Source organism: Paenibacillus sp. FSL L8-0470 (genome assembly GCF_038008625.1).
In the GTDB taxonomy this organism is placed as follows: domain Bacteria; phylum Bacillota; class Bacilli; order Paenibacillales; family Paenibacillaceae; genus Paenibacillus_AQ.
The window spans coordinates 1061577-1087972 of sequence record NZ_JBBOZM010000001.1; the positions used below are offsets into that span (position 1 = coordinate 1061577).

24 protein-coding genes are annotated in these 26396 nt (G+C 49.6%); 18 read left to right on the plus strand and 6 right to left on the minus strand.

All coding sequences use genetic code 11. From position 1 onward, the window contains the following. Positions 1-124: 124 nt before the first annotated feature. From NST99_RS04895 to NST99_RS04905, 3 genes are all read left to right on the plus strand, one after another. Positions 125-826 carry a pirin family protein gene (locus NST99_RS04895; protein ID WP_341090029.1) on the plus strand — a complete coding sequence of 234 codons (702 nt, stop codon included), beginning with the start codon at positions 125-127 and terminating at the stop codon, positions 824-826. A gap of 36 nt (positions 827-862) precedes the next feature. Continuing rightward, a complete protein-coding gene (locus NST99_RS04900; protein WP_341090030.1) occupies positions 863-1192 on the plus strand; it encodes a hypothetical protein in 330 nt (109 codons plus the stop codon). Between the two features lie 185 nt (positions 1193-1377). Continuing rightward, on the plus strand, positions 1378-2472 hold the full coding sequence (locus NST99_RS04905) for a Glu/Leu/Phe/Val family dehydrogenase (RefSeq protein ID WP_341097559.1): 1095 nt from the start codon (positions 1378-1380) through the stop codon (positions 2470-2472). 88 nt (positions 2473-2560) lie between these two features. Here the strand turns inward: NST99_RS04905 and NST99_RS04910 are convergent, their stop codons facing one another. Further along, complete coding sequence (locus NST99_RS04910) at positions 2561-3328, minus strand: peptidylprolyl isomerase (RefSeq protein ID WP_341090031.1); 768 nt, start codon at positions 3326-3328, stop codon at positions 2561-2563. Between the two features lie 140 nt (positions 3329-3468). On the opposite strand from NST99_RS04910, the gene NST99_RS04915 reads away from it, so the two are divergent. Next, positions 3469-4695 (plus strand): MFS transporter, encoded by a 1227-nt coding sequence (locus tag NST99_RS04915; RefSeq protein ID WP_341090032.1) that lies wholly within the window; start codon positions 3469-3471, stop codon positions 4693-4695. Between the two features lie 114 nt (positions 4696-4809). On the opposite strand, the gene NST99_RS04920 is transcribed toward NST99_RS04915, so the two are convergent. After that, a complete protein-coding gene (locus tag NST99_RS04920) occupies positions 4810-5421 on the minus strand; it encodes a hypothetical protein (RefSeq protein ID WP_341090033.1) in 612 nt (203 codons plus the stop codon). 19 nt (positions 5422-5440) lie between these two features. Further along, on the minus strand, positions 5441-5620 hold the full coding sequence (locus NST99_RS04925; RefSeq protein ID WP_341090034.1) for a hypothetical protein: 180 nt from the start codon (positions 5618-5620) through the stop codon (positions 5441-5443). Positions 5621-5912: 292 nt separating this feature from the next. Here NST99_RS04925 and NST99_RS04930 point away from each other — a divergent pair, with 292 nt between their 5' ends. After that, positions 5913-7805, plus strand: a complete 1893-nt coding sequence (locus NST99_RS04930) for an ATP-binding protein (RefSeq protein WP_341090035.1) — start codon at positions 5913-5915, stop codon at positions 7803-7805. Between the two features lie 161 nt (positions 7806-7966). Then, positions 7967-9829, plus strand: a complete 1863-nt coding sequence (locus NST99_RS04935; RefSeq protein ID WP_341090036.1) for a HAMP domain-containing sensor histidine kinase — start codon at positions 7967-7969, stop codon at positions 9827-9829. Between the two features lie 18 nt (positions 9830-9847). Here NST99_RS04935 and NST99_RS04940 read toward each other — a convergent pair whose 3' ends face one another. After that, the gene (locus tag NST99_RS04940) at positions 9848-10090 is read right to left on the minus strand and encodes an NHLP leader peptide family RiPP precursor (RefSeq protein ID WP_341097560.1); all 243 of its coding nucleotides are present in this window, start codon (positions 10088-10090) and stop codon (positions 9848-9850) included. A 102-nt stretch (positions 10091-10192) separates the two neighbouring features. Continuing rightward, positions 10193-11128 carry a hypothetical protein gene (locus NST99_RS04945; protein ID WP_341090037.1) on the minus strand — a complete coding sequence of 312 codons (936 nt, stop codon included), beginning with the start codon at positions 11126-11128 and terminating at the stop codon, positions 10193-10195. Positions 11129-11296: 168 nt separating this feature from the next. Here NST99_RS04945 and NST99_RS04950 point away from each other — a divergent pair, with 168 nt between their 5' ends. After that, positions 11297-11680: a hypothetical protein gene (locus tag NST99_RS04950; protein WP_341090038.1), complete on the plus strand. Its 384-nt coding sequence runs from the start codon at positions 11297-11299 to the stop codon at positions 11678-11680. Positions 11681-11762: 82 nt separating this feature from the next. On the opposite strand, the gene NST99_RS04955 is transcribed toward NST99_RS04950, so the two are convergent. Next, positions 11763-13694 carry a glycoside hydrolase family 20 zincin-like fold domain-containing protein gene (locus NST99_RS04955; protein WP_341090039.1) on the minus strand — a complete coding sequence of 644 codons (1932 nt, stop codon included), beginning with the start codon at positions 13692-13694 and terminating at the stop codon, positions 11763-11765. A gap of 1078 nt (positions 13695-14772) precedes the next feature. Here NST99_RS04955 and NST99_RS04960 point away from each other — a divergent pair. The 11 genes from NST99_RS04960 (at position 14773) to NST99_RS05010 (ending at position 26321) form a co-directional block, all read left to right on the plus strand. Continuing rightward, positions 14773-16257 (plus strand): sensor histidine kinase, encoded by a 1485-nt coding sequence (locus NST99_RS04960; RefSeq protein ID WP_341090040.1) that lies wholly within the window; start codon positions 14773-14775, stop codon positions 16255-16257. 23 nt (positions 16258-16280) lie between these two features. After that, positions 16281-16916 carry a response regulator gene (locus NST99_RS04965; RefSeq protein WP_038586479.1) on the plus strand — a complete coding sequence of 212 codons (636 nt, stop codon included), beginning with the start codon at positions 16281-16283 and terminating at the stop codon, positions 16914-16916. 409 nt (positions 16917-17325) lie between these two features. Next, positions 17326-18066: a YveK family protein gene (locus NST99_RS04970; RefSeq protein ID WP_341090041.1), complete on the plus strand. Its 741-nt coding sequence runs from the start codon at positions 17326-17328 to the stop codon at positions 18064-18066. Further along, the gene (locus NST99_RS04975) at positions 18050-18691 is read left to right on the plus strand and encodes a CpsD/CapB family tyrosine-protein kinase (RefSeq protein ID WP_341090042.1); all 642 of its coding nucleotides are present in this window, start codon (positions 18050-18052) and stop codon (positions 18689-18691) included. The genes NST99_RS04970 and NST99_RS04975 overlap by 17 nt, the downstream gene beginning before the upstream one ends. A gap of 29 nt (positions 18692-18720) precedes the next feature. After that, positions 18721-19608 carry a UTP--glucose-1-phosphate uridylyltransferase GalU gene (galU, locus tag NST99_RS04980; RefSeq protein WP_038586488.1) on the plus strand — a complete coding sequence of 296 codons (888 nt, stop codon included), beginning with the start codon at positions 18721-18723 and terminating at the stop codon, positions 19606-19608. A gap of 42 nt (positions 19609-19650) precedes the next feature. Then, complete coding sequence (locus NST99_RS04985; protein ID WP_038586491.1) at positions 19651-20343, plus strand: sugar transferase; 693 nt, start codon at positions 19651-19653, stop codon at positions 20341-20343. Positions 20344-20368: 25 nt separating this feature from the next. Continuing rightward, entirely contained in the window at positions 20369-21304 is a 936-nt protein-coding gene (locus NST99_RS04990) for a glycosyltransferase (RefSeq protein ID WP_038598671.1), read from the plus strand. A 9-nt stretch (positions 21305-21313) separates the two neighbouring features. Beyond that, the gene (locus NST99_RS04995; RefSeq protein WP_341090044.1) at positions 21314-22660 is read left to right on the plus strand and encodes an O-antigen ligase family protein; all 1347 of its coding nucleotides are present in this window, start codon (positions 21314-21316) and stop codon (positions 22658-22660) included. After that, positions 22657-23430: a WecB/TagA/CpsF family glycosyltransferase gene (locus NST99_RS05000; RefSeq protein ID WP_341090045.1), complete on the plus strand. Its 774-nt coding sequence runs from the start codon at positions 22657-22659 to the stop codon at positions 23428-23430. The genes NST99_RS04995 and NST99_RS05000 overlap by 4 nt, the downstream gene beginning before the upstream one ends. A gap of 40 nt (positions 23431-23470) precedes the next feature. Further along, on the plus strand, positions 23471-24970 hold the full coding sequence (locus tag NST99_RS05005) for an O-antigen ligase family protein (protein WP_445744949.1): 1500 nt from the start codon (positions 23471-23473) through the stop codon (positions 24968-24970). Then, positions 24936-26321 (plus strand): oligosaccharide flippase family protein, encoded by a 1386-nt coding sequence (locus tag NST99_RS05010; RefSeq protein ID WP_341090046.1) that lies wholly within the window; start codon positions 24936-24938, stop codon positions 26319-26321. The genes NST99_RS05005 and NST99_RS05010 overlap by 35 nt, the downstream gene beginning before the upstream one ends. Positions 26322-26396: the final 75 nt, after the last annotated feature.

Sequence of the window (26396 nt, forward strand, 5' to 3'; positions counted from 1 at the left end):
CTGGCCGGTTTTTTTGTTTTGCGGTGCTTTCTGCTAAAATATTGTTAGCAGATGCTTTCGAAGTCAGTTTTGTTCGAAGCAGAGCTTTGAAGGAATGCTCACAAAACTATCAGGAGGGGATCATATGATTCAAGTCTATCCGGCACAATCCGCCCACCGTTTTGATCACGGCTGGCTGCAGGGCAGCCACAGCTTCTCGTTCGGTGATTTCTATGATCCCGGTAATACCTCGTTTGGTCCGATGCGCGTCTGCAACGATGATACCATCGCACCAGGCAGGGGCTTCGGCGCCCATCCGCACAGCGACATGGAGATCGTCTCCATCGTGCTGTCCGGCAGGCTGCGCCATGAAGATAATTTGGGTAATGTAGCAGAAACAACCTTCGGCGGCATTCAGCGCATGTCGGCTGGAACCGGCGCTATTCATACGGAGCATAATCCCTCGGACAGTGAGCCGGTACGGCTGCTGCAGCTCTGGTTCATGCCGCGTACCCGCGGAACGGCACCTTCTTACAGCACCGGCCGATTTGATCCGGCGAAGCTTGAAGGAAAAATGCTGCCTGTGGTGGCTGCAGAGCCTTCGGAAGAGGTCGTGGGTATTGCCCAGGATATGACGATTTATCTCGGCCGGGCGGAAGCCGGCCAAGTATTATCTTTTCAACAGGAGCAGGGACGGCGCATTTTTATATATCTAATTGAAGGACGGCTGAAGCTGCAGGGGGAGGTCGTGCTGCTGCCGGGGGATTCGGCACGGGTTGAAGAGGTCAGTGCATTAAGTCTTGCCGCTGCAGAGAATACCCTGGTTATGGTGATTGATTTACCGTAGCTGCTTACAAAGTACAGTGACAAGGAGGGACATATAATGGCGCAGCAGGAGAGAGTGCTGGTTAAGCATTCGGTAACAGGACGATTGCTGGTCAGCAGCACGGACGGTCCGACCTATACGTTTGATCCGCAAGGCACATTGACGGTAATTACGATCTGCGGGGTAGCTTCCGATAAAGGGGCAGCAGTGGTGGAGCTGAAGTCCGAGCTCAATGTGTTCCGTTTCGAGGAGCCTGCGGAGGGGCCGGTTATCAAACATTGGTATTATGTAGGCGATAATGCGGTAGATTACAACGCGTCTTCAGGATGTCTAACGATAGCGGTCCAGTCCGAGATTGAGTACCGGCCCGACCAATACTGGGAGTAGCAGAGTCAATCTGATATTTCTTTGACTAATATCACATCAAAGGTGAAGTTAGTGTCTGGTAAAGTCAGTTTTTTCAAAAAATCCACGGAGAGAGGACAAATGATATTGACAATCCGCTCCTGGTGTACTAGCTTTGTTATGAAACGTAACACGACCAAAGAGATGAGATAGGGGAAATGAACAAAATGGAATTGTTTGCAGCAATGCAGCAGGACGATTACGAAGAGCTGTTGTTTTGTCAGGATAAGGCATCAGGGTTAAAGGCGATCATTGCGATTCATGACACAACACTGGGGCCCGCACTGGGCGGAACAAGAATGTGGACTTATGCTTCCGAGGAAGCGGCGATTGTCGATGCGCTGCGGCTGGCCAAAGGCATGACGTACAAGAATGCTGTAGCGGGACTAAATCTCGGCGGCGGGAAGACGGTGATTATCGGCGACCCCAAAAAAGACAAAAACGAGGCGATGTTCCGGGCCTTCGGCAGATACATACAAGGTTTGAACGGCCGTTATATCACAGCGGAGGATGTAGGCACCACAGAAGAGGATATGGATATTATTCATCAGGAGACGGATTATGTTACCGGGATTTCGGCCACTTACGGTTCCTCCGGCAATCCTTCACCGGCTACTGCTTTCGGAGTGTATCAAGGGATGAAGGCCGCAGCCAAAGCGGCTTTTGGCAGTGATTCGCTGGCTGGCAAGACGGTGGCAGTACAAGGTGTAGGCAACGTGTCCTTTACACTGTGCAAATATCTTCACGAAGAGGGAGCACAGCTTGTTGTAACGGATATTAACAAGGAAGCTGTGGCCCGGGCAGTGGAGGCCTATGGGGCCAAAGCAGTTGATCCTGCGGACATCCTCTCGGTAGCTTGCGATATTTATGCTCCTTGCGCACTCGGTGCAACCATTAATGATGAATCGTTGCCGCTGCTTAAGGCGAAGGTTGTCGCAGGTGCGGCCAACAATCAGCTGAAGGAGCCGCGTCATGGTGATGCCCTGCACGCCAAGGGTATCGTTTACGCACCGGACTATGTCATTAACGCAGGTGGCGTAATCAACGTTGCCGACGAATTGAACGGCTATAATAAAGAACGGGCTTTTAAGAAAATTGCCAAGATCTATGGCAGCATTACCCGTGTGCTGGAGATTTCACAGGCCAATGGAATACCGGCTTATGCCGCTGCAGACCGGTTGGCAGAAGAGCGGATTGCTCTGCTGCGCACAAGCCGCAGCACGTTCCTGCGGAATGAGCATTACGCCATCAGCAGAAGATAGCGTTTCTTCTATATAAATAAGTCAAAAGCCCATTTCCGGTTAAGCGGAAATGGGCTCTTGACTTTCAGAGCAGATGAAACATCAAAGGCTACTGTACCTTCTGCGGTTCCGGATAAGTGACACCGAGTGTATCTACGGTAACCTTCTTCATCACCGGAGGCGCTTCCGGGCGGTCCGAATCGTCACGCGGCAGGTTGACGATGGATTCCACTACCTCAAGACCCTCTGTAACCTTGCCGAAAGCTGCGTAGCTTCCGTCCAGGCTCGGATAAGCGGCTGCCATAATAAAAAATTGTGATCCGGCAGAGTTGACATCCTGGCTTCTGGCCATCGAAAGAACCCCCTCTGTATGCAGCAGGTTGTTGGTGAACCCGTTGCCGGAGAATTCGCCGGAAATGCTGTAATCCGGTCCGCCCATGCCTGTGCCATCAGGATCGCCGCCCTGAATCATGAAGCCGGGAATCACGCGATGGAATATGGTTCCGTCGTAAAATCCCTTTTTAATGAGGGAGATGAAATTATTGACAGTATTTGGAGCGACTTCCGGATAGAGCTCTGCTTTGATAATGCCGCCGTTATCCATCTCTATAGTTACGACCGGGTGGCTGGCTGTTGCAGAAGGGACGCCTTCGGTAGCCGCAGCAGCGTCTTCTTTTTGCGGAGCGGGGCTGGCCTCACTGTTTGCAGTATTACCTGACGTTTTGTTGTTGCCGGAATTAACCGCTTCATTGCCGTTAGCCGGTTTGTTGCCGCATCCGGATACAATGATCAGCAGCAGTGTCATCATCATCAGAAGGATGACGGGTTTTTTTCTTGTTAGCTTCACGTTCGTAATCTCTCCTTTTTCCTTGTTCATCTCATGTTCTTCTTCATTATCATACCTTCTTTGTCCCACTTCTTGCAAAGTGAGGTACATGGGCCGGGATTGGCACAAGTTCAAAAGAGGGGTAGAATAGGTAGATGCTTCCAAGGTATAACAGAAGGGATGTGTGCTTCATGCAGTTTTCGTGGAAGCGGAACCTGATCGTGCTTTGGGTGGGTGTTTTCTTTTGCAGTACGGCTTATTCGATCTCGATTCCGTTCCTTTCCATTTTTTTGAGTGACCAATTAGGGGTCACGAGTCATTTGGAGATTTGGTCGGGGGTCAGCTTCGGCATCACCTTCCTGGCCAGTGCGCTGATTTCACCTTATTGGGGTTCACTGGCTGATAAATATGGCCGCAAACCGATGCTGATCCGCTCGGGCTTCAGTCTGGCGGCCTTATACTTAATTAATTTCTTCGTCCATGACCCATATGTATTTCTGATCGTACGGATTTTTCAGGGGCTGCTGGCAGGCTTTGTTCCGGCAGCCATCGCCATGGTGGCCACCAATACGCCCGAGGATAAGACCGGTTATGCGCTGAGCATCATGTCGACTGCGGGAGCTACCGGCAGTATCATCGGACCGCTCATTGGTGGCATAGTGAGTTATTATACCAGCAACCGCAGCGCCTTTTTGTTCTCGGCGGCGATCGTTCTAGTCTCGGCTCTAATCGCTACTTTCTTCGCCAAAGAGGAGAACTACGACCGCTCTGCACCCAGATCACGGGTCAGGGATGACATCCGGGAGGCAAGAAACAACCGCGCCTTTATTACCCTGCTGTCGCTGGCAGGCATCAGTACTTTTTCGGTAATGATCCTTGAACCGCTGCTGCCGATTTATTTACTTGATATGGGCATTTCCAAAAGCACCGCTACACTAAGCTCGGGAATTGTATTCTCCGCCGTAGGGATTGCTACTGTGATTATGGCACCGCAATGGGGGAGAATAGGCAGCCGCAAAGGCTTCGGACTTGTCCTGTTTATTGGCCTGATCGGCGGGGGGATTGGGAACATCCTTCAGTATTTTGTCTCAGGTTATGTAGAGTTTGCGGTACTGCGTTTTGCCTATGGCCTGTTCTATGCCGGAGTGCTTCCTTCGGTTAACGCAATGATAGTCCAGACCATTGAACCGGGATTCCGCGGGCGGGCATTCGGACTGAATCAGGCGGCTTCGCAGCTGGCAACGATGGCCGGTCCGATTATGGGCGGCTTGCTCGGCGCGTTCATTCCCATCCGTTGGGTGTTTGTCATCAACGGTGTGATGCTGCTGGTAGCGGCGATGCTGGTGAAGACCCGTAAGCTGGAGGCGAAAGTCATCGCAGCCCGTCATGCTGGAGAACTGGCAGCGATGCAGAAATAACAGGCGGATTACGCTGCCGTAAGGTTCGGATTAGGATAAGCTGTCGGCTTGGTCCATTTTAATGGAAAAGCGCCGCCGGAATAACTTCCGGCGGCGCTTGGCGTCAGTCCTACATTATTCTTCTTCTCCGTTCGATCCGTTCAGGACATCGGTCCCGGGCATTACATCCAGGGGAGGTGAGGCAGGGTCCACAGCGGTTCCGGGCTGAAGCTCGTCGGCGTCGGGAATATCCTCAAGTGGCAGATCCTCTTCCTCATCGTCCAGGATTTCGTCGTCACCGGCATAATCAATGACGCTGCCCGTCAGTCCTGCAGCCCTGGCGGCGAAGACGGCATCGGATTCAAGCAGCTCATCCCGCCCGGTTCCCGGTGAAGCGGCTATCTCTCCGTGCCGTTCAGCCCGCGGACGAAGAGCGGGTTCAGGTGCACTGAGGCCGATGTCAGCAGCCAGAATGTGGTCTTCTACGAGCGCCGGATCGGCACCGTCATCCACTACGCCATCGAAATCAATGGGAGCGGCACCGACGGGTTCATGGCTGGTAAATGCAGATTCGAGCGGCCGTCTGTCTTCCTGATCCGTGCCGCTGCCGCTTGTGCTCTGTTCGGTAATCGTGCCGAGCGGGCGCAGTTCTTCCAACGGAATATCCTGCTCCGGGGAGCGTTCTCCCATCTTTGTATAACGCTCATATGCAAAATCGGCTTCAGTTTTATTAAATTCATTACCCATAGCCGTTCAACTCCTTTGCTTAAGTCTGTCCCTTTTTAGGAACAGCATGGTCAATTGCTGCTTGCTGGTCGTCGTCCGGCAGGGCGCCGGGAAATGACCCTTCCTGAAACAGGCCGAACTGTTCATCGATATCCCGCTCGGTTACCAGCCCATCTTCGTCAGAGGGTTGGTCTGCGGTGATGTTCTCCTTCTTGTCCATAGCCTATCCTCCTCGACTTCTATATTAGTTCTTTACCCGTTTATCCGGCGCCGAATCTGTACACCCCGGCGCAGCCTGTCCATTAGTAATCAGAACGGGTATAGAGGAGATTCTTAGCCTGATCTTAATATATTCAATTCAGGGGCCATTTAACCCCGTGTAACCAAGGGTAAACTACTTAATTCGAGGTTTTTTGCAAGATTAGGCAGGTATAGTGCGAAGGTTGTCGAAAATAAGAATCATATGAACTATATAAATACCACTAATGATTTATTGAGGAGCCAAGATGAAGTTGCCATCATCAAAGAGAGTAGTTGCGATATTTATGCTGCTGCTTTTGATCGCTATTGTGCCTATCGGTATCGTCATGGAGTGGGACGAGCGGTCAGGCGTTGCCTTGCCGGAATGGGAGCTGAAGTGGGGAAGTTCAAATATACAGGATGTTGAAGAGGCTGCGTCTGCACCTGATGAGGATTGGACAAAGCAGACAGAAAGTTCATCCAGGCCGCTCACCAATGAAGGGATGACAGGAGCCTGGATACGCTTTACTTTACCTCCGACAGCTGCAAATTCGGCACTGCTTATAGATAAGGTGTATGGAAATACGCTTAAAGCTTTCAAGAATAACGTTCTTATTTACGATTCGGCAGATATGGTCAATTATAATGGCAGTAAAGTGCTGATTCCTTTGTCAGCAGAAGATAAAAGCGTCCAGCTTTATTTGTGGAGCAGCGGCGGCAGCAAAGGTTTCGGTATAGAAGGCGGCATCAGGGTAGGAAATTATGATAAGCTCCTTGCCCATTATGTTAAACAGGATCTGATCGATCTTGTTATCGGTGCGGCCCTAATATTTATGGCTGTTGCGCTGTTGATGTGCCTGCTGTTTTTCAGGCTGGAATTTTTCTCGGGCGGCTTATGGCTTGTGCTTGTTATAGCTTCCTTCGGTATGCTGCTGATCACCTACTCACCTTTTCTGCAGCTCGTCTTGCACGGCCATGACCAATGGATTGAAGTTTGTTTTGATCTGGCATTACTCACACTGCTGCCGGCATTCACCTTGTATTTTGAACGGATATTCGGACGTGGAAAAAGCCTGTGGCTGGTCCGGTTTCGTAATTTTCAATTGGTTTATTCGGGATTCTGTCTCGGCTTTCTGCTGTTGAATACATTACTTTCCTACCGCTTGGACCACCTGTATAGACTGATGAGTGTTCAAGTGACCGGTATCATGATGATCCTGCAATTCTTTTACTTGCTGGTCCTTGCGGTTATTCATGCACTTAGAGGCAACCGGGAAGCTCTTATTTTCACGATAGGCTTTGTTATTTTCGCGGTTCCTTCGCTTAGTGAGCTGATCCTGTACTTTTCATCCACACATAGATACCATTTGTATTGGTGGAAATGGGGAGTGGTTGGGTTCCTCCTTTCTCTGATCATTATCCTCGGGAGAAGGCTGGCCCGGAATTATGAACAGACCGTGGAATACTCCCGGGATCTGGAGAAATTTAATAACGATCTGCAGCGCTCGGAGAAGATGGAGATCATCAGTGAGCTCGCCGCTTCGGTTGCCCATGAGGTTCGCAATCCGCTGCAGGTAACCCGGGGATTTCTGCAGATTCTGGGTGAACGCTCCGGAAAGAAGGAAAAGGAGTACCTGAAAATGGCCATGGAGGAGCTGGACCGGGCTTCCTTGATTATTACGGATTTTCTGACCTTCGCCAAACCGGGGCAGGAAACCGTGAATGTATTTGAGGTTTCGGAGGAACTGAAGCATGTGTCCGGCATTTTGATGCCGCTGGCCAATCTGCAGGGGGGTGAGATAGAGCTCCGCCTGCAAAGCGATCTTCAAGTGAAGGGCAGCGCCTCCAAGTTTAAACAGGCTTTTATCAATTTGATCAAGAACAGCATTGAATCGCTTCAGGAGGATGGGGTGATTCAAGTAACCGCCTGGAAATCAGGTCAGTATATTATTATCAGTGTGCAGGATAACGGGGAAGGCATGAGGGTTAGCGAACTTGCCCGGCTGGGAGAGCCGTACTATTCGAACAAAACCAAGGGAACAGGGCTCGGGCTCATGGTTACCTTCCGTATTATAGAAGCGATGGACGGTTCCATTCAATTTCACAGTACAAAAGATGAAGGTACCGAAGTGATTGTTAAATTGCCATCAGCCGGAAAAATTTAGAATTTTTTTGGTGAATTTCGTTTTTATGAAGGGATAGGCAACGGCCAGCGCGAAATAATACCAATACAGAACACTTTGTTTCTGAAACTTTCTTCTGAGGTGCTTACATGCGCTTGATCGTCAAAAGTTTACATATAGCAGCAGCATTTTTTTTACTTTTTATGATCTGCGGTTCGCTCACGGTATCAGCGGAAAGTCATTATGCTTCTAAAGAAATCACAAATTGGCAAATCAAATGGGGCAACAAGGCAGGGGACAAAGGGTATATGGTTCCTGTTTCGGTTAAAGAAGGGTGGCTGAGTGCCGGGTCCGGCGGGAAAACAACGGAGCTTCCAGACGGCATCTCTTCTATATGGACACAAATTAAGCTTCCTGAATTCAAATATGTCTCACCTTCAGTCTATATCGATACGTTATATGCACTGCATGTTAAAGTGTACGTGGAGGATCGCCTCATATTTGAAGCTGACCGCAGTTATATTAAGGATAATTATTCACTGCTCGTGCCCCTAAGCAGCGGGGACAAAGGGAAGAATCTGTACATATGGACTGAAACGCTTAAGGATCGGATCGGAATCAAGGATCAAGTGGTCATTGGGGAACACGGAGTTCTGATTAAGGACTATATCAAAAACGGGCTTATCGACGTTATTCTGGGCGGTGCCTTTTTGTTTGTGGCGATAGTCCTGTTTGTGTGCGCGTTTTATCTCAACAAGGATTACTTTTCGATAGCGGCCTCTTTATCTATCGTCATTGCCTCCACCGGAGTGCTGTCGATCACCTATTCCCCGTTTATTTATACCTTTTACAGCTATTTAGGTCCGGTGAGCATAGTCTTTCTGGATTTGGCGTTACTGTCGCTTCTGCCTGCGCTGACCTATCTGTTTGAGAAAATATTCGGCGGCGGAAGGTTTGGCATCATCCGTAAGTTCCGCAAATTCCAGACAGCATATTCTTTATTCTGCATCGTTTGTCTAGTGATCAATGGACTATCGGATAACCGCTTTGTTGAGCTGTACTATTTTGTATCCGTCACTATCATCGGATTTCTAATGATCCTTCAATTCATTCTCCTCATTGCTTGTGTCATTATCTATTCTTTGAAGGGGAATAAGGATGCGATCATTTTTGCCATCGGCTTCGGAACTGCAGCCTTTACTGGAGTAGGCGAGCTGGTGTGGTATTATATCCGCCAAGGCAATTATGATCTGTTCTACTGGAAATGGGCGCTGGTTGTGTTCATTCTCTCGCTCATTATTATTCTCGGCCGCAGGCTGGCCCTGAACCATCAGCAGGTGGTCAAATATTCCCGGGAGCTGGAGCTGTTCAACAATGAACTGCAGCGTTCGGAAAAAATGGAAATTATCAGCGAGCTTGCTGCATCCGTAGCACATGAAGTCCGCAATCCGCTTCAGGTTACGCGAGGATTTTTGCAGCTGCTGATGGAGAAATCGAACGGAGATGAGCAGAGATTTCTGTTCATGGCCCTTAGCGAGCTGGACCGCGCAGCGAACATCATAACGGATTTCCTGACCTTTGCCAAACCGGAATTCGAGCAGGTCTCGATTCTTAATGTTCATGATGAATTCAAGCATATCGAGAGCATCCTGCTTCCGCTTTGCCATTTGAACGGGGGCAAGATGGTGCTGGACGTGAAGGAACATTGTTGGGTGAAGGGCAACTCCTCCAAATTCAAGCAGGCTTTTATTAATATCATCAAGAATAGTATCGAGTCTCTCGGGGAGGAGGGGATCATCCATATGTCGGTATATGCCAAAGGGGACAGGGTGTATATTCATGTGAAGGATAACGGGGAGGGAATGGAACCGGGCGTATTGAACCGGCTTGGCGAGCCGTATTTCTCGAACAAGTCGAAGGGCACGGGCCTGGGACTTATGGTCACTTTCCGTATCATTGAGGCCATGAACGGTGAAGTCCGCATAATAAGCAAAAAAGGAGCAGGAACCGAATCCATCATCATTCTGCCGCTGGCAGAAGCTCCGGATGATTCCAACTCCTTATGAACTCTTAAGCCTGATGTTCTACCAAGAACCGAGTGTAGTAACGTCGGTCTTCAGTATGCCTGAAGAAGGACTGGGGGGAATAACCAGATAGAACTCATTGGAGCCTTCCTCTACCGTCTTGAGCGTAATATGGTCGGGAAGATTGATGCCTAGTGCCTCTTTTAGGGCTGCTTTTGGATCTGTGAGCAGTTTCTGCTTGAAACTTGGATCTTCCCATGCCTTCTGGATCACTTGATTTCTAAGAATTGCTTCTGACAAAATAATCACCCTTCCCCAAATGGTTATATTTACCTCATGAGCATAACATAGGATTATATATAAATCTATTGCTATTTCAATGACATAATAGAGTTGCAGTACTTATTATGTATTCCTATTCTTGGATAACCAGTAGCTGAGTCCTCCTCCCTGCAAAAGCTGTTTCTCCGCTTCGATAGCTGCTGCGATATGCTGGAGATTCTGGACCAGCACATGGTGGAAAGCTACCAGATGGGGAGCCTTCAGCCGGTATTCTGCGAGTTTGCTGTGGTTGGCGAGCGCTGTTTCAGCATAGGACGCCAGCCCGCCTTCCGTAAAGATGAAATCTTTGACCTTACCCGCTGTAAGCGGCCCTTGACCCTCCTGGAGCTGGCAACGGGCCAGAGACAGCAGGCAATTATAGCTGCCCTCCGCCAAATCCTGCTCCCAATCCTCGTAATCATCAAGCATTTGCAGTGTAATCAGTACCTTGTGCAGCATCTCTTCCGAATCCGCAATCAGAAAAGCATGATCCGAAAGCAGCAGGACGGCTGTACTGCAGAGCTTAAGCGGACTGGCTTTATGGGCGATTTTGACACGGTCATTCAGGAAATAGTCACTACTGGCCTCGCCTGCCACACTGTCTGCCCATTCAAAAAGATAACGTTTGAAATAGGACCAGAACGAGGAGTCCGGGGCGAAAAGAGGCCGGTAAATATGGAGGAATTCCACGTACAGCAGGTTCGCAAGCGGCAGCTGCTCTGCGGCGGCCGGCTCTTTGCTGTCCATCAGATCATCCTGCAGGAAGAAATAGAGCATAATTAAGACGTTCCCCAGCGACATCTGATGCGCTTGCTCTGACGTAAGACCGTATTCTGAGCGCAGCCAGAACGGGAGTAAATAACATATGTAGTTTTTGTGGCTTCCTGCTTTAAATACGTTAAACTGATGAAGATAGGCCAAACCTTGTGTACGAAGCGGTTCCGGAAATCCTGTGATGATGACACTGGCATCGCTGAATACCGCACGGAGCTCCTCATCGTACTCATGAAGCCAATCCATAGGCTGCTCTCCTGTCAATATTATATTTTTTCAGGAAAAATGTGGTTATCCGTCATGATTATAGTCCTACTAACCTGGGATTTCAATGACAATTTATGGGGTGATATAGTAATGGAGTACTATAATTCATCTTATCCACGGATCGAGAATTGTTAAAGGGGAATGGACATGGAGAAGATTGTGTTTGTGCTGGCCGGCGGCGGCTGGCGGGCGGAGTTCTATTTGCGTATTGCACACGGACATCACGGAATCAGCCTCATCCGGCAGCTGCTGGGCATCGGCTTCGAGAATGCAATTATTCGTGCACATAATTTTCGTTCTTCTATTATAAAAGGACCGCAGCAAAGTGGACCTCCGGTTGCCGAGGTGAGGGTCAGACCGGGCAGACGCTGGCCACTTTGGATTTGGAAACCGGCTAGGCGGTTCGATTTCAGCCGGGCATGGCGGAAACCTGGGATGCCAGAATCAGTATTTGCACTGCTGCTGGAGCAGGCGGCGGCGGGCGGAGAAATGGTGTCTTCCCATAGCCAGCCGTGGTCAGAGCTGGGCTGAAGCAGCGGATGAAATTCAAAAGCACGGCTGGGCGGTGATGTTTCCCGCCTGCCGTGCTTTTTGGGTATATGATCGTACGAGCTTACAGCGGCTGCGAACCGGATAGTTGTGCAGCTAATTGTGCATACTCGCCGCGCAGCCGGAGAAGTTTCGCCACACTCTTCTCCAAACCGCCGAGCCGGTTGCGCCGGGTCCATAATTGCCGGTATTGATGCAGCAGGAGGTCGAGATCATGGATCTGGTGGTCCACCAGTACCGGATCAATCCCGGCAGGTTCTGCAGCCAGCAGCTGTTTGATGCGGCCAAGCTGCACGGCATGCTTTACAAAATGAATGCCGTTCTCAAGCTCTTGGATGACAAGTTCGGCATCCTTACATTCCAGCGCAAGATCTTCAAGCTGATCCTCAATACGGCTGATGTACTGCTCCAGATTATCGAAATGCTCAGCGGTGAGTTTATTTACGATCCCCATGTTATCCAGATTACTGCGCATCAGCATGGACATTTCTGAATCATTGGGGCGGGAAATGCCGGATTCAAGCTTGTAGTAATTTCCAAGATCGAGCAGCAATTGCCCAATCTTCCCCGAACGGTCGTGAAAGACCGAGGTATTCAGATATTCTGCAACATCGGCATCAAGATTGTTCTCGACATTCCAGGACAGCGCAGCGCCGTAGACAAATCCGGCATAACTCACCGGAAGATGCTGCCAATGGCCGAAATCACCCCAGTCCGTAATGAGGTAGCCAAGAGCCCCGTTGTTCTTGCCGTGTTCAGCGGCGTTATGCAGGTTGGCGAGCATATTGTCGGTACGTCCGGTAAGGGAATTCCAGGAGCTGGTTCCCGGGCAGACATAGAACGGGATTTGCGCTTCGCGGAATTTCAGTGTGTCCGCTTCGAACGGGTGGTCTGCACTGTAACCCCATTCCATGGCAATAATATTTTTGGGCAGCTGGGGGATCAGCTCAGGATGCTGGATGATAATATCACCCCAGAACTGCATCGTTTTTCCCCGCTGCACAACGAGCTCTTGAATCTTCTGCAGAAATGACAAGTAGAGCGTGGCTTTGCCTGCTGCATCTGCCGCGGCTTTGCTTTTGCCAAGTCCCAGTTCATAAGTCTCGTCGCAGCCAACGTTGAACTGATTCGAGGTGAAATAAGGAAGAAGGTCATCATACATTGTGCCCAGCAGCTCAAGTACTTTAGGGTCTTCAGTATCGAAGGTTCCCGGCTCCATGAAAAGCCCATCCGGATATAAATCACTGTCATACATATGGTCTGGCAGCATGAACCCCTCAGGACTTTCGGCCAGTGCGTTGAATTCCGGCCGGGTCAGCCATGCTTCCATATGGCCGAAGCTGTTCTGGTTGGGTACCAGCTCGATATAATGTTCGCGGCAGTAGGCATCTAGCAGCAGGATTTCTTCACCGGTTATAGGTGTTTCGAGCTCCCAAACCTGGGGAAACGACTCATAGGCAAAAGGAGAACCTTCTATATATAACTGCAATTGGTTCAGCTTCAGATCGGCCATAAGATCAACGATCCCGTAAAGGGTTTCGAGTTTGGGCGTTTTGTTGCGGCTGATATCAATCATCAGTCCTCTTGCGGCAAAGTCCGGTTCATCCCGGATATGCAGACAGGGCATGTTTCTGCCGGATTGTTCCAGAATCTGTTTCAGGGTTGCCACTGCATAATAGGCCCCTTCAGGAGAGCTGTAAGTAATGGAGATTCCATGCTCTCCGATGACAAGCTCATAACCTCCTGCAGGCAGCAGACGGTTGTAGCTAAAATTGCATGCGGAGGAAACGGCTGGGCGTGTACCTACTGACAAAGGCAGGCTGAGCTGAAGAACTTGAGAAATGACAAGCTGAAGCTTACGGGCTGCAGGCAGAACGGAACGGTTCGCCTCACCGGAGAGGACAATGCTTGCTTTGGCCGGAAGGCGGAAGTAGCCTTCAGAGCGCGTGATTATCCGTGGATGGGGAAGCAGCTGTAAAGTACGAATTTCAGGCATAGTGTGGACACCTCTTATTCATGTAGAATATGATCATCTTCCTAACAACCATATCACTCCTAAACAGAGGAAGGAATGCAAAGTATGTCCAAGGTCATGGATTATATAATCAGTCCTTACCCAGTCAATACGTCGATCGCAAGGTGAGACGATAGAGGGACTTTTGGCCTCATTCGCAAGTGGATTTGCTGCTAAACGCTCCCTATAGTAAAAGGTAATATATGGTATGGCGCATTATAATAATCGTTTTTTTATTTCTCAGCAATTCTACAGTCTCTCTATATAAGACGACATATTTCTTCTTTTGTTGCGGACGAATGTCGGATCATGCAGCTTTATGTTGACACTCACGAAAATCAAATGCTATTATTTAGATAATATTAGTAATTTTTATGATAGTTCTTAAAGACTATGTTATGCCGGAGATGAAGCCATGAGAGAATTTTACTGCATCAGTTGCCGCATTCTCCATAAGGTGGACGTACAAAAAAACCGCTCCGTACGCATTTTGTCCACCGGGTATCATATCGTTGGCGAACAGCGCTATCAAATTTGTATCTGTAATCTAACTGAGTTGCATACATCCTTCCCAGCTGCAGTCGAATCTAATGCGGAATGACTGGTCTAATAATGCACCTGATTCATATATCAGCCGAACAACCTGTCCACTGAGCGGACAGGTTGTTTAACGTGCCCGTCCACCCAATTTCGAAAGTGAATACGCTATCTTTTGGAAATATGGATATCTCTGAGTGAAACTTCGAAAAAAAATGAATGATATTCTGTTATTTATTTAAAAAGAAAACGCTGTCAGTAAATAGTGAAACTTGTTATTGTGATTTTTCTCATGTATGATGCTTTTATCAAAGCTTAAATAAGCTCGAATTTTCCAAAAAATGGAGAATAGGGTGGTGGGATGAAAATCAAAACAACTGCGGAAGACAAGATGATAGCATTTTACAGATACTTTTCTTTGTCCCTCACATCTCTGATGTACCTCCTGGACTACGCGGGGCCTTCCGTAATTAATAAATCCCTTTTAATAATAATTTTGTTCTTATTTGCCCAACTATTCACTATGTATTACCGGAGGTTCCGGAATAAACCGCGTGTCCTTATGGTAGCTGTAAGTGTAGAGATGGCGGGTATTATTGCACTGACGCTGTTAACCGGTGCCTATGACAGCTCCTTCAGACTGTACGTGCTTAACCCTGTGCTGATCGCTGCAGGTTCGTTATCCATCTATTTCGGATGGAGTTTGCTGCTTGGATACATTGGTATATTCGCTGTATTTTGTTATGTTTTTCTTAATTCTGCCGGAAAAACTTTAGCTGAAGCAGCACTTGCAAATGGCAACCTGTTTCTAGCACTGGTACTTACGGTTATAATTATGCAGATGGTTAACAGGATCAAGCGGCAGCGGGAAGAAGCAAACGCGCGGACCAACGAAACCATGGAGCACATTAAATCGCTCTATCATATCGTGGAAACATCAAGCCAGCATGACTTCATGAACATAGGCCAGGTTATTACGGATTATGTGGTAAAGCTTACCAAACTTGACAAAGCCTTGTTCTGGTTCGCCAAGAAGAGCGGTGAGCCTGCACCGCAGAGCCGGCAGACCGGCTGGCAGCAGGAAGAGGAACGTTTTCTTTTCTCGGAGCTGGAGAAGCATGAGCATGAATGGAGATTACAGCGCGAGCCTGTATTCAAGAGCCTGCCGGGGCTCGGAGATTTTTTGCTGATGCCGGTTAGAATGAGCACCCGCTTTGTTGGCATGATCGGCGTGAAGCTGGAGTCCTCGGAAGGCCTTGAAGGCCGCCGGTGGTATATCCAGCAGTTGATGTTTCTGTCGGAGCTTAGTGCAATTATTCTTGAACGCCATGAGCTGGGGGTCATCGAGAACCGGCTGATCATCACGAATGAGCAGAACCGGATTGCGGATGAAATGCATGATAGTGTCTCACAGAGTTTATTCGGCATCGTCTATGCCACTCACTCGCTAAAGCAGACCTGGCCGAAAATGTCTGATTCCGAGCTGGAGGAGCAGATAGAGCTTATCCATGATTCGGCGACCAAGGTGGCCAAGGAGCTGAGAATTACAATCTACAGTCTTAGCTCCAAGAAGAGCGGCGGTCCAACCTGGCTGGGTATGGTAAGGTCTCATCTGAAGAGCTTGTCCAGACTGAATGATGTGGAGATTGAACTAAAGATCACGGGTGATGACTTCAGTCTCCCGTATCCCTACCACAAGGCGCTTTTCCGGATTATCTCTGAAGCGACCGGCAATGCCATTCGTCATGGAGCGGCCAGCAAGGTGGATGTTGAACTGTCACTTAAGCCAAAATGGATAAGATTATCCATAATCGATGATGGTGTAGGTTTTGATACGAGTCTGCTGTTGACGGAGTCTGAGGATAACACAGGCGGACTGGGGATGAAGAATATGCAATATCTGGCGCAGTCTCTTGGGGGCGATTTTCAATTGTCCAGCAGTGAGAATGCAGGCACGAAAATTTTAATTTCGATACCTGTCGGTGTGGCTGAATTAAAAAATGCATAAATTTTAGGCAGGAGGTCGTTCTAGTGAAAATCGTCATTGTTGATGATCATCCTTTGGTGAGAAGAGGATTGGCAGCTGTGATTTCAATGCAGCCCAATTTGCATTTTGCCGGCGAGGCAACGAATGGCCAAGAAGCTCTTCTTGTAATTGAGGAGACACAGCCTGATCTTGTGCTGATTGATCTGAAGCTTGCCGATGAATCGGGACTGGACGTAATCAAAGCAGCGCGTGCGCACGGTTTGACCAGCAAGTTTATTCTGCTGACCTCATCGGCAAGCCGGGAGGATTTCCTGAAGGCAGAAGAAGTGCTGGTTGATGGATATGTGCTGAAAGAAGCACTGCCGGAGGAATTGCTGTTTGCGATTCAACTGGTCCATAAGGGCAGGAAGTATTATGACCCCGGCCTAATGGAAGATAAAATGCGGATGAGCGGCAGCAGTCCGACAGATGAATTGACACCGAAAGAGAAGGAAGTACTGATTGAGCTGGGTCAGGGTGCCTGCAACAGGGAAATCGCTTCGCGACTGTTCATCAGCGAATTTACGGTCAAAAAGCATGTGAGCCAAATTCTGGCAAAGCTGCAGGTTGCCGACCGGACGCAAGCAGCATTGTATGCCAACGCAGTCGGGCTGACCAAATATGAAATGTCATATGATTAAGATAACCTATGATGGCTTAAAGAATGGAGCACGGACTTAGAGGTCCGTGTTTTTTTGTGCGAATTATTATTTTCCAGGTTCCGGGCTGCAGAGGAACCGGGATACTTTACACGGAAACGGCTGTGCCTTCCTTTTGAAAAGGACGGTGAGGCCGTTTTTTCTTGGATGCTTTCAGCAAATTTGGTGACTTGGTGTAGGGGTTCCTTCCATAAGTTGTTACAATTTACCAAGCGTGTACTACTAAAGTATACCATAGAGGTACACTTAAGTGCCAATAGGACTCACACGAAAGTGAAGATTAAAGTGATGGTATGACCCATGTGGCAAGTCGTATGGATTGATAGAATAAAAGTAAGATATCTGAAACTTTCATGATTGCTTTCAGAATTAATGCGGAAGGAGGGTTACTGTGGAAAAGACGATTTTGGATTACATTAACCTGATAAAGAAAAGGTTATGGTTAATCATGGTGTTTGTATTAATCTCCTGCGCCACCACCTTCTACGTCAGCAAGAACTTCGTCGTACCCGTCTACTCCGCCTCCGGACAGCTGCTGGTCAATAACACCGCAAATGTACCCGAGAGCAACAATCTAAACAATCTAAACTTCAGCCTTAACCTCATCGAGAGCTATAAGGAAATCATGAAATCCCCCACGATTATGAAGAATGTTGTAGCGGATCACCCGGAATTCAATCTGACGGAAGACCAGCTGGCATCGAAGCTGCAGGTGAAATCTTCAGAGAAAAGCTCGGTCATCAATATCAGCGTGCAGGACGAAAGCTACAGCAAGGCAGCCGGGATAGTAAACGCGGTTTCACAGTCGTTCATCCGCAGCTTGCCGACACTGATGAAGCTTGATAATGTAACATTCCTGACGCCTGCTGACCCAACTGATGTTCCCGGACCGATCAACGGTGGCGTCAACATGAATATCATCATCAGTTTTGTAGTTTCGCTGATGGCTGCAATAGGGATCATCCTGCTGATGGAAACACTCAATGGAACGCTCCGGAGTGAGAAGGAAGCCGAATTAGACCTGGGTCTGCCGGTCATTGCAAGCATTCCTGCCATCCGCAAACGTGATTTGGGTAAAGCAGCAAATGCTAATTCGAGAGTAGGGGAGGGCGCTTATGTTGCGGCTGAATAAAAGTTTGATCACGGACTTGAATCCGTCCTCGCATATCTCCGAATCCTTCCGCTCGCTGCGCACCTATATCCGCCAGCTGGGACTGCTTGGCGGAGACGCAGGCAAAGTGCTGCTCTTCACTTCAGCGGAAGGCGGAGAAGGCAAGACGACGCTACTGGCCAATCTGGCGGTTTCTTTCGTTCAGGATGGCAAGAGGGTTGCCGTTGTGGATTGCAACCTGAGACATCCCGGACTGCATTCCGTGTTTGAAGTGGAAGGCAGCCATGGGCTTGCCGCTTATCTGGGCGGCACTGAAGAAACCAAAGATGTCGCAGTTTACGGAAATTTGGCGAATCTGGCCGTGATCCCTGCCGGTATTACCGCTGTCAGTCCGCCGGATCTGCTGGGTAACGACAAGATGACAGCTCTGCTGGAAGAGCTGAAAACAAGCTTCGATCTTATCCTGCTCGACTCGCCGCAGGCAGTAGAGTTCAGTGATGCAAGAATCCTGGCCCCGCTGACGGACGGTGTCATCATTGTGGCAAAGCACGGCAAATCGAAGCGTGAAGCGCTCCGCAAGCTGAAGACGCTCATGGATCAGACCGGAACCAAAATTCTTGGCATTGCCATGAATCATAGTAAATGAGCTCACAAAACTTTTAGGAGGTAAGTGCGATGAAAAAGGTAAAAAAGGTAATTATCCCTGCTGCTGGGCTAGGAACGCGCTTCCTTCCCGCGACGAAAGCAATGCCTAAGGAAATGCTGCCGATCATCAACAAGCCAACTATTCAATACATCGTAGAGGAAGCCATCGCTTCCGGTATCGAGGATATCATTATCGTTACCGGTAAAGGTAAACGTGCAATTGAGGACCATTTCGACAATGCGTTCGAACTGGAATCCCGGCTGCTGGAGGACGGCAAGCTGGAACTGCTTAAAGAGGTTCAGCGTTCCTCTAAAGTAGAAATACACTATATCCGCCAAAAGGAACCAAAGGGATTGGGCCATGCAGTATGGTGCGCAAGACGTTTTATCGGAGACGAGCCCTTTGGCGTTATGCTCGGTGATGACATCGTAACCGGACAGGTTCCTTGCCTGAAGCAACTGATCGACCAATATGAAGAAACGCAGAACTCAGTGATTGGTGTTCAGGAAATTCCGGATGAATTCACTAACCGTTACGGGATTATTGAACCGGATCTGCAGGATGGAAGACTTTACCGGGTTAACAACTTCGTCGAGAAGCCAGCCCTGGGTACAGCGCCTTCCAATCTGGCCATTATGGGCCGTTATGTGTTCACTCCTAAGATCTTCAAATACCTGGACCTGCAGGAAAAAGGTGCGGGCGGCGAGATTCAGCTCACGGATGCGATCCAGAAGCTCAATCAAAGCGAGCGGGTATATGCCTATAACTTTGATGGTACGAGATATGATGTCGGCGAACGCCTTGGATATATTTTAACCACATTGGAATTTGCCCTGCAGAGTGAGGACTTGCGCTATCCGGTAATGGATGCCATGTCGGAATGGCTCAGCAAGGCCGGACAAACCACGCTTAGCTAAAAATGAGGAGCACCACAAAACCTTTAGGAGGAATGAGGAGAAATGAGCATGCAAAAACTGCCGGAAGACTATGAGGCCGTCCTGCCGAAACTTTACATGCTGCATGCCAAAGAAGGAAATAAAGGGATGGATTCCTATCTGGTGATGAAGCGGATTATCGACATTTTTTTCTCCGCTCTTGGCCTTCTCGTACTGCTGCCGCTATTCACTCTTGTTGCTGTCCTGATCAAGCTGGAGGATCCGAAAGGCAAAGTGTTCTTCCGGCAAACCCGGGTAGGCAAAGAAGAGAAGCTCTTCCCGATGTATAAGTTCAGATCTATGGTGTCTAATGCTGAGGAGCTGAAGGCGAATCTGATGGCTTATAACGAAGTGAGCGGCGCAATGTTCAAAATCAAGAATGATCCCCGGATTACACGGACGGGAAGATTTCTGCGCAAGACGAGCATTGATGAACTGCCTCAGCTCTGGAACGTGCTGATGGGCCATATGAGTCTGGTCGGCCCCCGTCCTCCGCTCGTTGAAGAGGTGGCGCAGTATTCGGAATACGACAAGCAGCGGCTTATAGTTACACCGGGCTGCACAGGTTATTGGCAGGTAAATGCCAGAAACAGCGTCGGCTTCGACGAGATGGTGCAGCTGGATTTAACCTACATCCAGATCCGGAGCACGATGCTGGATCTCAAAATCATTGCGAAAACCGCCCTAATGCTGCTCGGGTCCAAAAATGCTTATTAAAAATATGGAAATTGGGTGATTGCCGATGCTTGAATACGGAGATGTACCTAAGATTTCCATCATTATCTGCACCTATAACCGATCGGTTTTGCTAGTCAAGACCCTTCAATCGCTGCTGTCATTGGAGAATCTGCATCAGGCAGAAATTATCGTGGTGGATAACCACTCCAAGGATGATACGGCGTCCGTCACCAAACGCTTTATGGAGACGGAAGGAGCAGAGATGGATATCCGTTATCTTCTGGAACCGGTACAGGGGTTGTCGGCAGCCCGAAATACGGGGATTCTGGCTTCCAAGTCGCCAATCATCGCCTTTCTTGATGATGATGCGATTCCTTGCCGAACCTGGATAACAACGATTGTTGACAGTTTTGAACAACATCCGGAAGTGATGGCCATGGGCGGAAAGATCGCTCCGATCTTTGAAAGTAAGCGGCCTGAATGGCTCATTAAGCCGTTTGAACTGCCTTACACGATTGTTGATCTGGGTGACCGGGTGAGGGAATATCCGAAACGGCTGCATCCCTGCGGAGCCAACATGGCTATGCGTAAGCTTGTATTTGACATCAGCCTGTTTCCTCTGGAGCTCGGAAGAAAGGGAGATTCACTTCTCTCCGGTGAAGAGACCTGGTTATTCGGTCAAATACAGGGAGAAGGACATTCTATTCTCTATCATCCTCAGATGGCGGTTGATCATTTCGTACCGGCAGGACGTCTGACTGAAGATTGGATTATGAAAAGGTATTACAGTCAAGGCATATCCAACGCTATGAAAAGCGAAGGTGTGAAGGGCAATCTGATCCTGCTGGTCAAGACGGCCGCCAAAGTAGTCTATATCATGGCGGATTCGATCCTCTCCAGAAGCAAGGGAAGAAAGCTTCTGAACAGATGCCGGCTGGAGAGCATTCGGGGAACTCTTCATATGATTTGGAACCGGAAGAGGCAATCTGCAGCGGGGTGAGGGAAGACAATGACTAATTTTGGGTGGGGCTCAAAAATCAACGCTTTGCCATACGGAATGCTCTACCTGGTGTCTGCCCTGTTCCTCGGAACAGCGGTCATTTACCAGCCGGCAATTGCGGTAGCTGCCGTACTCCTGATTATATTGCTGGTTGTCTCTCTCTCTCGTCCTGAACTGATCAGTTATTTCGTTCTGTTTACGACGGCGATTTCCATTAACTTCTTGTATAACGGCAGCATGTTCGGGATTGAAATTCTTTCCCTCTACAAGCTGGTTATCCTGATGCTTCTGGTGCCGTGCATTCTGGTCAATGGCCTGAAGTTCCGTCTCAGTCCTCCGCTCTGGGCCATGGTGGCACTGGTGTTCATCACCTTTGGCTTCTCGATCTGGCTGCCGGAGATGAGCTCATCCATTGCCATAAAAGCCTTTATCGGTCTGTCGCTTCCCTTCGTATTTCTCCTGATCAACTGGAAGAAAGAAGTGGCTGAGAAGCAAATCCGCATCATCACCTTGCTGCCGCTGGTCAGCGTGCTGGCTGGAGTGGTGCTGCAGGCGGCTCATATCCATTCATTTCTCGATATCGAGTTCACGGGTGCTATACGGATACAGGGGGCGAACATTCCAGCACATCTGGCTATGCTGGCTTTTATGGGAGTGGGCATCGCATTTATTGAGGTGAAACGGAGCCCGCAGCATATCAAGTTTTTCTACACCATGCTGGCGCTGAACTTTCTAATCCTGATCGGAACAGGGACGCGGGGACCGATATTAGCTCTGGTTTTGATGGTTCTCTACTATTTTTACGACATTTCCCGTCAGTACTTAAAGGGGAGAACGCAATATCTGATTCCGCTGCTGTGTTCGTTTCTCCTGATTGTCTCGGCTGTCTATCTGCAGCTGGACAACATCAAGAAGCGCTCCTTCGAACGGACGACCGAAACGGGTGTTGATTTGTCGGGACGGGCGGAGGCCTGGGAATATTTCCTGCACAAAGCGGAGGATTCGCCCCTTGCGGGCAGAGGACTCGGCGCAGTGACTGTAGCCAATGACGGGTCGCTGTACAAAGGCTTTGTGGTTCCGCACAACGAGTATATCCGGTTCTACTTCGATGGAGGATATGTCGGCGCCATCCTGCTGTTGCTTTCCTTATTGGCTGTGTTTCTTCTGGTTTACAGAGCTTTGGCACCGCCGGTCAAACCTTACTATCTGCTCTTTATTGCAGCGTTTCTAATTTATTCTTTCTCCGACAACACGCTGTCGACGGTCCAATCTATTATTCCGTTCTGTTGGTACCTGAACTGCCTGTATCGATCTTCACAGCCAACCGATTCCCCACAAAAAGAAGTGATACGATGAACCAAGTGAATATGTTCGATGTCAATTTCGATAACTATGATTTCATGGATCTGCTTGAATACATCGACAAGACCATTAAGGAAAGGAATCAATCCTACATCCTGACCTGCAATGTCGATCATGTGATCAAGCTTCGCAAGGACAAAGAGTTTAGGGCAGTGTATTCCGAAGCAGGTGCCGTAGTGGCGGATGGAATGCCGCTGATCTGGGCTTCGAAGATGCTGGGCAAGCCGCTGAAGCAGAAGGTCTCCGGATCAGATCTCTTCAGCCGCCTGGGTGACGCCTTCGAGCAAAGAAAGTACCGGCTGTTCTTTCTGGGCTCGGCGGAAGGTGTGCCTGAGCGGGCGACAAAGAATTTAAAGGCGGCTTATCCCGGCATGAACATTGTCGGCTGTTATTCTCCCTCCTACGGTTTTGAGCACAACGAGGAAGAGAATCAGCGTATTATCCAAATGCTGACCGAAACCCGGCCGGATATTGTATTCGTCGGTGTGGGCGCACCGAAGCAGGAGAAATGGATCTACCGGCATTACACCTCCTACCGGGCGCCGATTTCCATCGGCGTGGGAGCGACGTTTGATTTCCTCTCGGGCTCCGTCAAACGGGCGCCGGACTTTATGCAGAAAACAGGGCTTGAATGGTTCTGGCGGCTGAGCCAGGAGCCAGGACGCCTGTGGAAAAGATATCTTGTAGATGATGCCCAGTTCCTGGTCCTGCTGCTCAAAGAGCTGCGCAAGCGGGATAAGATCAAGGGCGGGAGATTTGAGTAAACATACGAAATTTGGATGGCCATAGGGCGGAGGTGGGGAAATGAAGAGGATGAGCCAGAATGAAAGCAACCTGATATTGCCATCCCTCACTTCGGTGAAGTCAGGCGTCATGATGACGCTGATCTGCGCTATGTGCTTGGGGCTTCCGCTGCTGATCGGCTTCGCCAGTGCGAAGCTCAGCTCTTCCAGCAGTCTGCAGGGGGTCATTCTGGCAGGGATTCTATTCCCCGCCTTCCTGCTGGCGCTGCTGAAGCCGAAACACCTGATCGCCTATACTCTGCTGATCTGGGCGGTGGCCCCGGAGCTGCGGCGTATCGCCGACTGGTACGAAGGGGTCTACCACTCGGTATCCCTGCTCAGTCTGGCGCCTCTGCTGACGGGAGCAACACTTGCGATTCCGGTGCTGAAGGAAATCCACAGAATCCGGAAATCCTCCACGCGGATCATCCTGCTGTTCTCGGTAGCGTTGGCCTACGGCGCATTGATCGGACTGGCGAAGAACGGCATAGGCTCGGTATACGATTTGGCTAACTACATCGTACCGCTGCTGTTGATTCCGTTCTTCGCGGTAACGCGTTTCAAGCCTAAGGATATTGACCGGCTGCTGTACGCTTTTGCCAATATTGCAGTCCTGGTGGCGATCTACGGTATCATCCAATATCTGACGGTTCCTCCCTGGGACGCTTTCTGGATGAGGAATGCGGATATGATGTCCATCGGAACACCGTATCCTTTGGAAATCCGCGTCTTTTCCACTCTGAATTCTCCCGGACCGGCGGCGACCTTCCTGGTATTCGCCCTCGTCCCGATGATTCTGGAGAAAAGATGGCAAGGCACGCTGCGCTGGATCGGTGTCCTGCTCGTTGTGGTCTGTCTGCTGACCACGCTGGTGCGTTCCGCCTGGCTGGTCCTGCTGGTTATGCTGCTGGTGTACATCGCCTCTTCTCCCTCCAAAGGGAAGTGGAAAACCCTGCTTCAGCTGGGTTTTGTCGCTGTAGCGCTGATCTGGATCGTTCCCAAGCTGCCGGGGGCAGAGGGGCTGGTGGCACGCATGGAGACACTTACCTCCGTGCAGGAAGACCACTCCTATAATGAACGGCTCAGCTTATGGCAGAACATGCTGCCGATGGTAGCCGCTAATCCGGTTGGCCAAGGAATAGGCAGTGTAGGCCAGGGAACAAAGATTGGCAACGGCGGGGAGCTTGGAGAGTACGGCAACATGGACAACGGCGTTATCGCACTGCTGCTTACCTTTGGAATACTGGGCGCCTTATTCTTCTTCGGCGCACTTGGGGCCGTTATTAAACAGATTGTGGTCAGAGTCACCAGCAAGGACAGTCTTCAGCCCTATGCCCGGCTATCGCTGGCAGCATGGATGGGGGCGGTAGTCAGCCTGGTGTCAGACAACGGATTCCCCGGACTCAAGGGATATCTGATATGGATGCTGATCGGCCTTGGGCTAGGCGCCAAAGAGATTATTGAGAGCAGAAAGAAGGGAACACCACATGCAGCAGTTGAACGCGAAATCACTTCCCACTAGCACAGTCTGGTCCTCGCTCAAGAAATTCACGAAGAGCAAGGACAACAGCTCGGCAGCCGTAAAAACCATGTTCGTCAGCGTGCTGATTCTGCTGGTTAATATGCTGACGGGTGTGCTGACTGCCCGCTATCTCGGGCCGACAGGCCGCGGGGAACAGACAGCTATGGTGAACTGGTCCCAGTTTCTGGCGTTCAGTATGAGCTTCGGTATTCCCTCGGCGCTGATCTACAATGCCAAGAAGAATCCGGATGAGGCCGGGGTGCTCTACCGGGTGGCGCTGATGATCGGCCTTGGGTTTGGCATGGTGGCCATGACAGTGGGAATCTTTGTCCTTCCTTACTGGCTGGATTCCTTCAGTCCGGAGGTGGTGGTTTTTGCACAATGGTCGATGATCCTGTGTCCGCTGATTGTGATCTCGCAGATTAACAACGCGGCATTTCAGTTCAGAGGGGATTACAAGACCTTTAACTGGATGCGTTATCTGGTTCCTTTGCTGACGCTCGCGGCCATTGGCATTCTGATCCTCACGGATCATATGAATCCATTTACTACGGCACTGGCTTACTTGGTTCCATCCGTACCGCTGTTTATCGGAATGACAATCTTGCTGCTCCGCACCTACAGGGTGAAGCTGAAGGATGCATACCTGAATTTCAAAAGATTATTCACGTATGGCCTCGGTTCTTACGGAAATGACCTGCTCGGCCAATTCTCCGGCTATATCGACCAGATCATTATTGCCGGTCTGCTGCGGCCAGCCGATTTGGGACTGTACGCAGTAGCAGTGAGCTTGTCGCGGATGGTTAACTTCTTCTCGAACTCGATCACCGTGGTGCTTTTTCCAAAGGCTTCTGAGCTCTCGAAGGAGGAGGCGATCGCCCTTACCTTCAAAGCATTCCGGATCAGTACGACCTGCACCCTGCTCGGCGCAGTGTTCCTGATGCTGGTGGCCCCCTTCGTTATTCCGTTGCTGTACGGGAAGGATTTCAATACGGCGCTGACCGTATTCCGCCTGCTGCTGCTGGAAGTTACGATCAGCGGAGGCACACTGATTCTGGCTCAGGTCTTTATGGCGCTTGGCAAACCGAAATTCGTATCCATTCTTCAGGGAGTAGGCTTAATCCTGGTGATCCCGATGCTCTTCCTGCTGGTGCCGAAGTTCGGATTGTTCGGAGCAGGGGTGGCGATGCTGTCATCGGCTGTACTGCGGTTCTTGTTCATTATTCTCAATATTAAATACAACCTGAAGGTCAAGCTGCCGCGGCTGCTGATCAACGGGGACGACATTAAGTGGATGAAGACGACGATGAATTCCTATATCCATAAAAAACCCGCGGATACCCAAGGTTAAAAAGAAATATTTGGTTTGGCCTACCCTTATTGAAGGCTTAAGGCAGATTAGCGGAGAGGACGGAATGACCTGGAA

Bases quoted from the DNA above. Each gene is read 5' to 3' on its own strand.
- NST99_RS05010 (WP_341090046.1), top strand. From the start codon at position 24,936: ATGCAGCAGTTGAACGCGAAATCACTTCCCACTAGCACAGTCTGGTCC.
- galU (WP_038586488.1), top strand. From the start codon at position 18,721: ATGAAAAAGGTAAAAAAGGTAATTATCCCTGCTGCTGGGCTAGGAACG.
- NST99_RS04960 (WP_341090040.1), top strand. From the start codon at position 14,773: ATGTATTACCGGAGGTTCCGGAATAAACCGCGTGTCCTTATGGTAGCT.
- NST99_RS04905 (WP_341097559.1), top strand. From the start codon at position 1,378: ATGGAATTGTTTGCAGCAATGCAGCAGGACGATTACGAAGAGCTGTTG.
- NST99_RS04950 (WP_341090038.1), top strand. From the start codon at position 11,297: ATGGAGAAGATTGTGTTTGTGCTGGCCGGCGGCGGCTGGCGGGCGGAG.
- NST99_RS04895 (WP_341090029.1), top strand. From the start codon at position 125: ATGATTCAAGTCTATCCGGCACAATCCGCCCACCGTTTTGATCACGGC.
- NST99_RS04985 (WP_038586491.1), top strand. From the start codon at position 19,651: ATGAGCATGCAAAAACTGCCGGAAGACTATGAGGCCGTCCTGCCGAAA.
- NST99_RS04935 (WP_341090036.1), top strand. From the start codon at position 7,967: ATGATCTGCGGTTCGCTCACGGTATCAGCGGAAAGTCATTATGCTTCT.
- NST99_RS04910 (WP_341090031.1), bottom strand. From the start codon at position 3,328: ATGAACAAGGAAAAAGGAGAGATTACGAACGTGAAGCTAACAAGAAAA.
- NST99_RS04925 (WP_341090034.1), bottom strand. From the start codon at position 5,620: ATGGACAAGAAGGAGAACATCACCGCAGACCAACCCTCTGACGAAGAT.
- NST99_RS04995 (WP_341090044.1), top strand. From the start codon at position 21,314: ATGACTAATTTTGGGTGGGGCTCAAAAATCAACGCTTTGCCATACGGA.
- NST99_RS04975 (WP_341090042.1), top strand. From the start codon at position 18,050: ATGTTGCGGCTGAATAAAAGTTTGATCACGGACTTGAATCCGTCCTCG.
- NST99_RS04915 (WP_341090032.1), top strand. From the start codon at position 3,469: ATGCAGTTTTCGTGGAAGCGGAACCTGATCGTGCTTTGGGTGGGTGTT.
- NST99_RS04955 (WP_341090039.1), bottom strand. From the start codon at position 13,694: ATGCCTGAAATTCGTACTTTACAGCTGCTTCCCCATCCACGGATAATC.
- NST99_RS04900 (WP_341090030.1), top strand. From the start codon at position 863: ATGGCGCAGCAGGAGAGAGTGCTGGTTAAGCATTCGGTAACAGGACGA.
- NST99_RS04945 (WP_341090037.1), bottom strand. From the start codon at position 11,128: ATGGATTGGCTTCATGAGTACGATGAGGAGCTCCGTGCGGTATTCAGC.
- NST99_RS05000 (WP_341090045.1), top strand. From the start codon at position 22,657: ATGAACCAAGTGAATATGTTCGATGTCAATTTCGATAACTATGATTTC.
- NST99_RS05005 (WP_445744949.1), top strand. From the start codon at position 23,471: ATGAAGAGGATGAGCCAGAATGAAAGCAACCTGATATTGCCATCCCTC.
- NST99_RS04990 (WP_038598671.1), top strand. From the start codon at position 20,369: ATGCTTGAATACGGAGATGTACCTAAGATTTCCATCATTATCTGCACC.
- NST99_RS04920 (WP_341090033.1), bottom strand. From the start codon at position 5,421: ATGGGTAATGAATTTAATAAAACTGAAGCCGATTTTGCATATGAGCGT.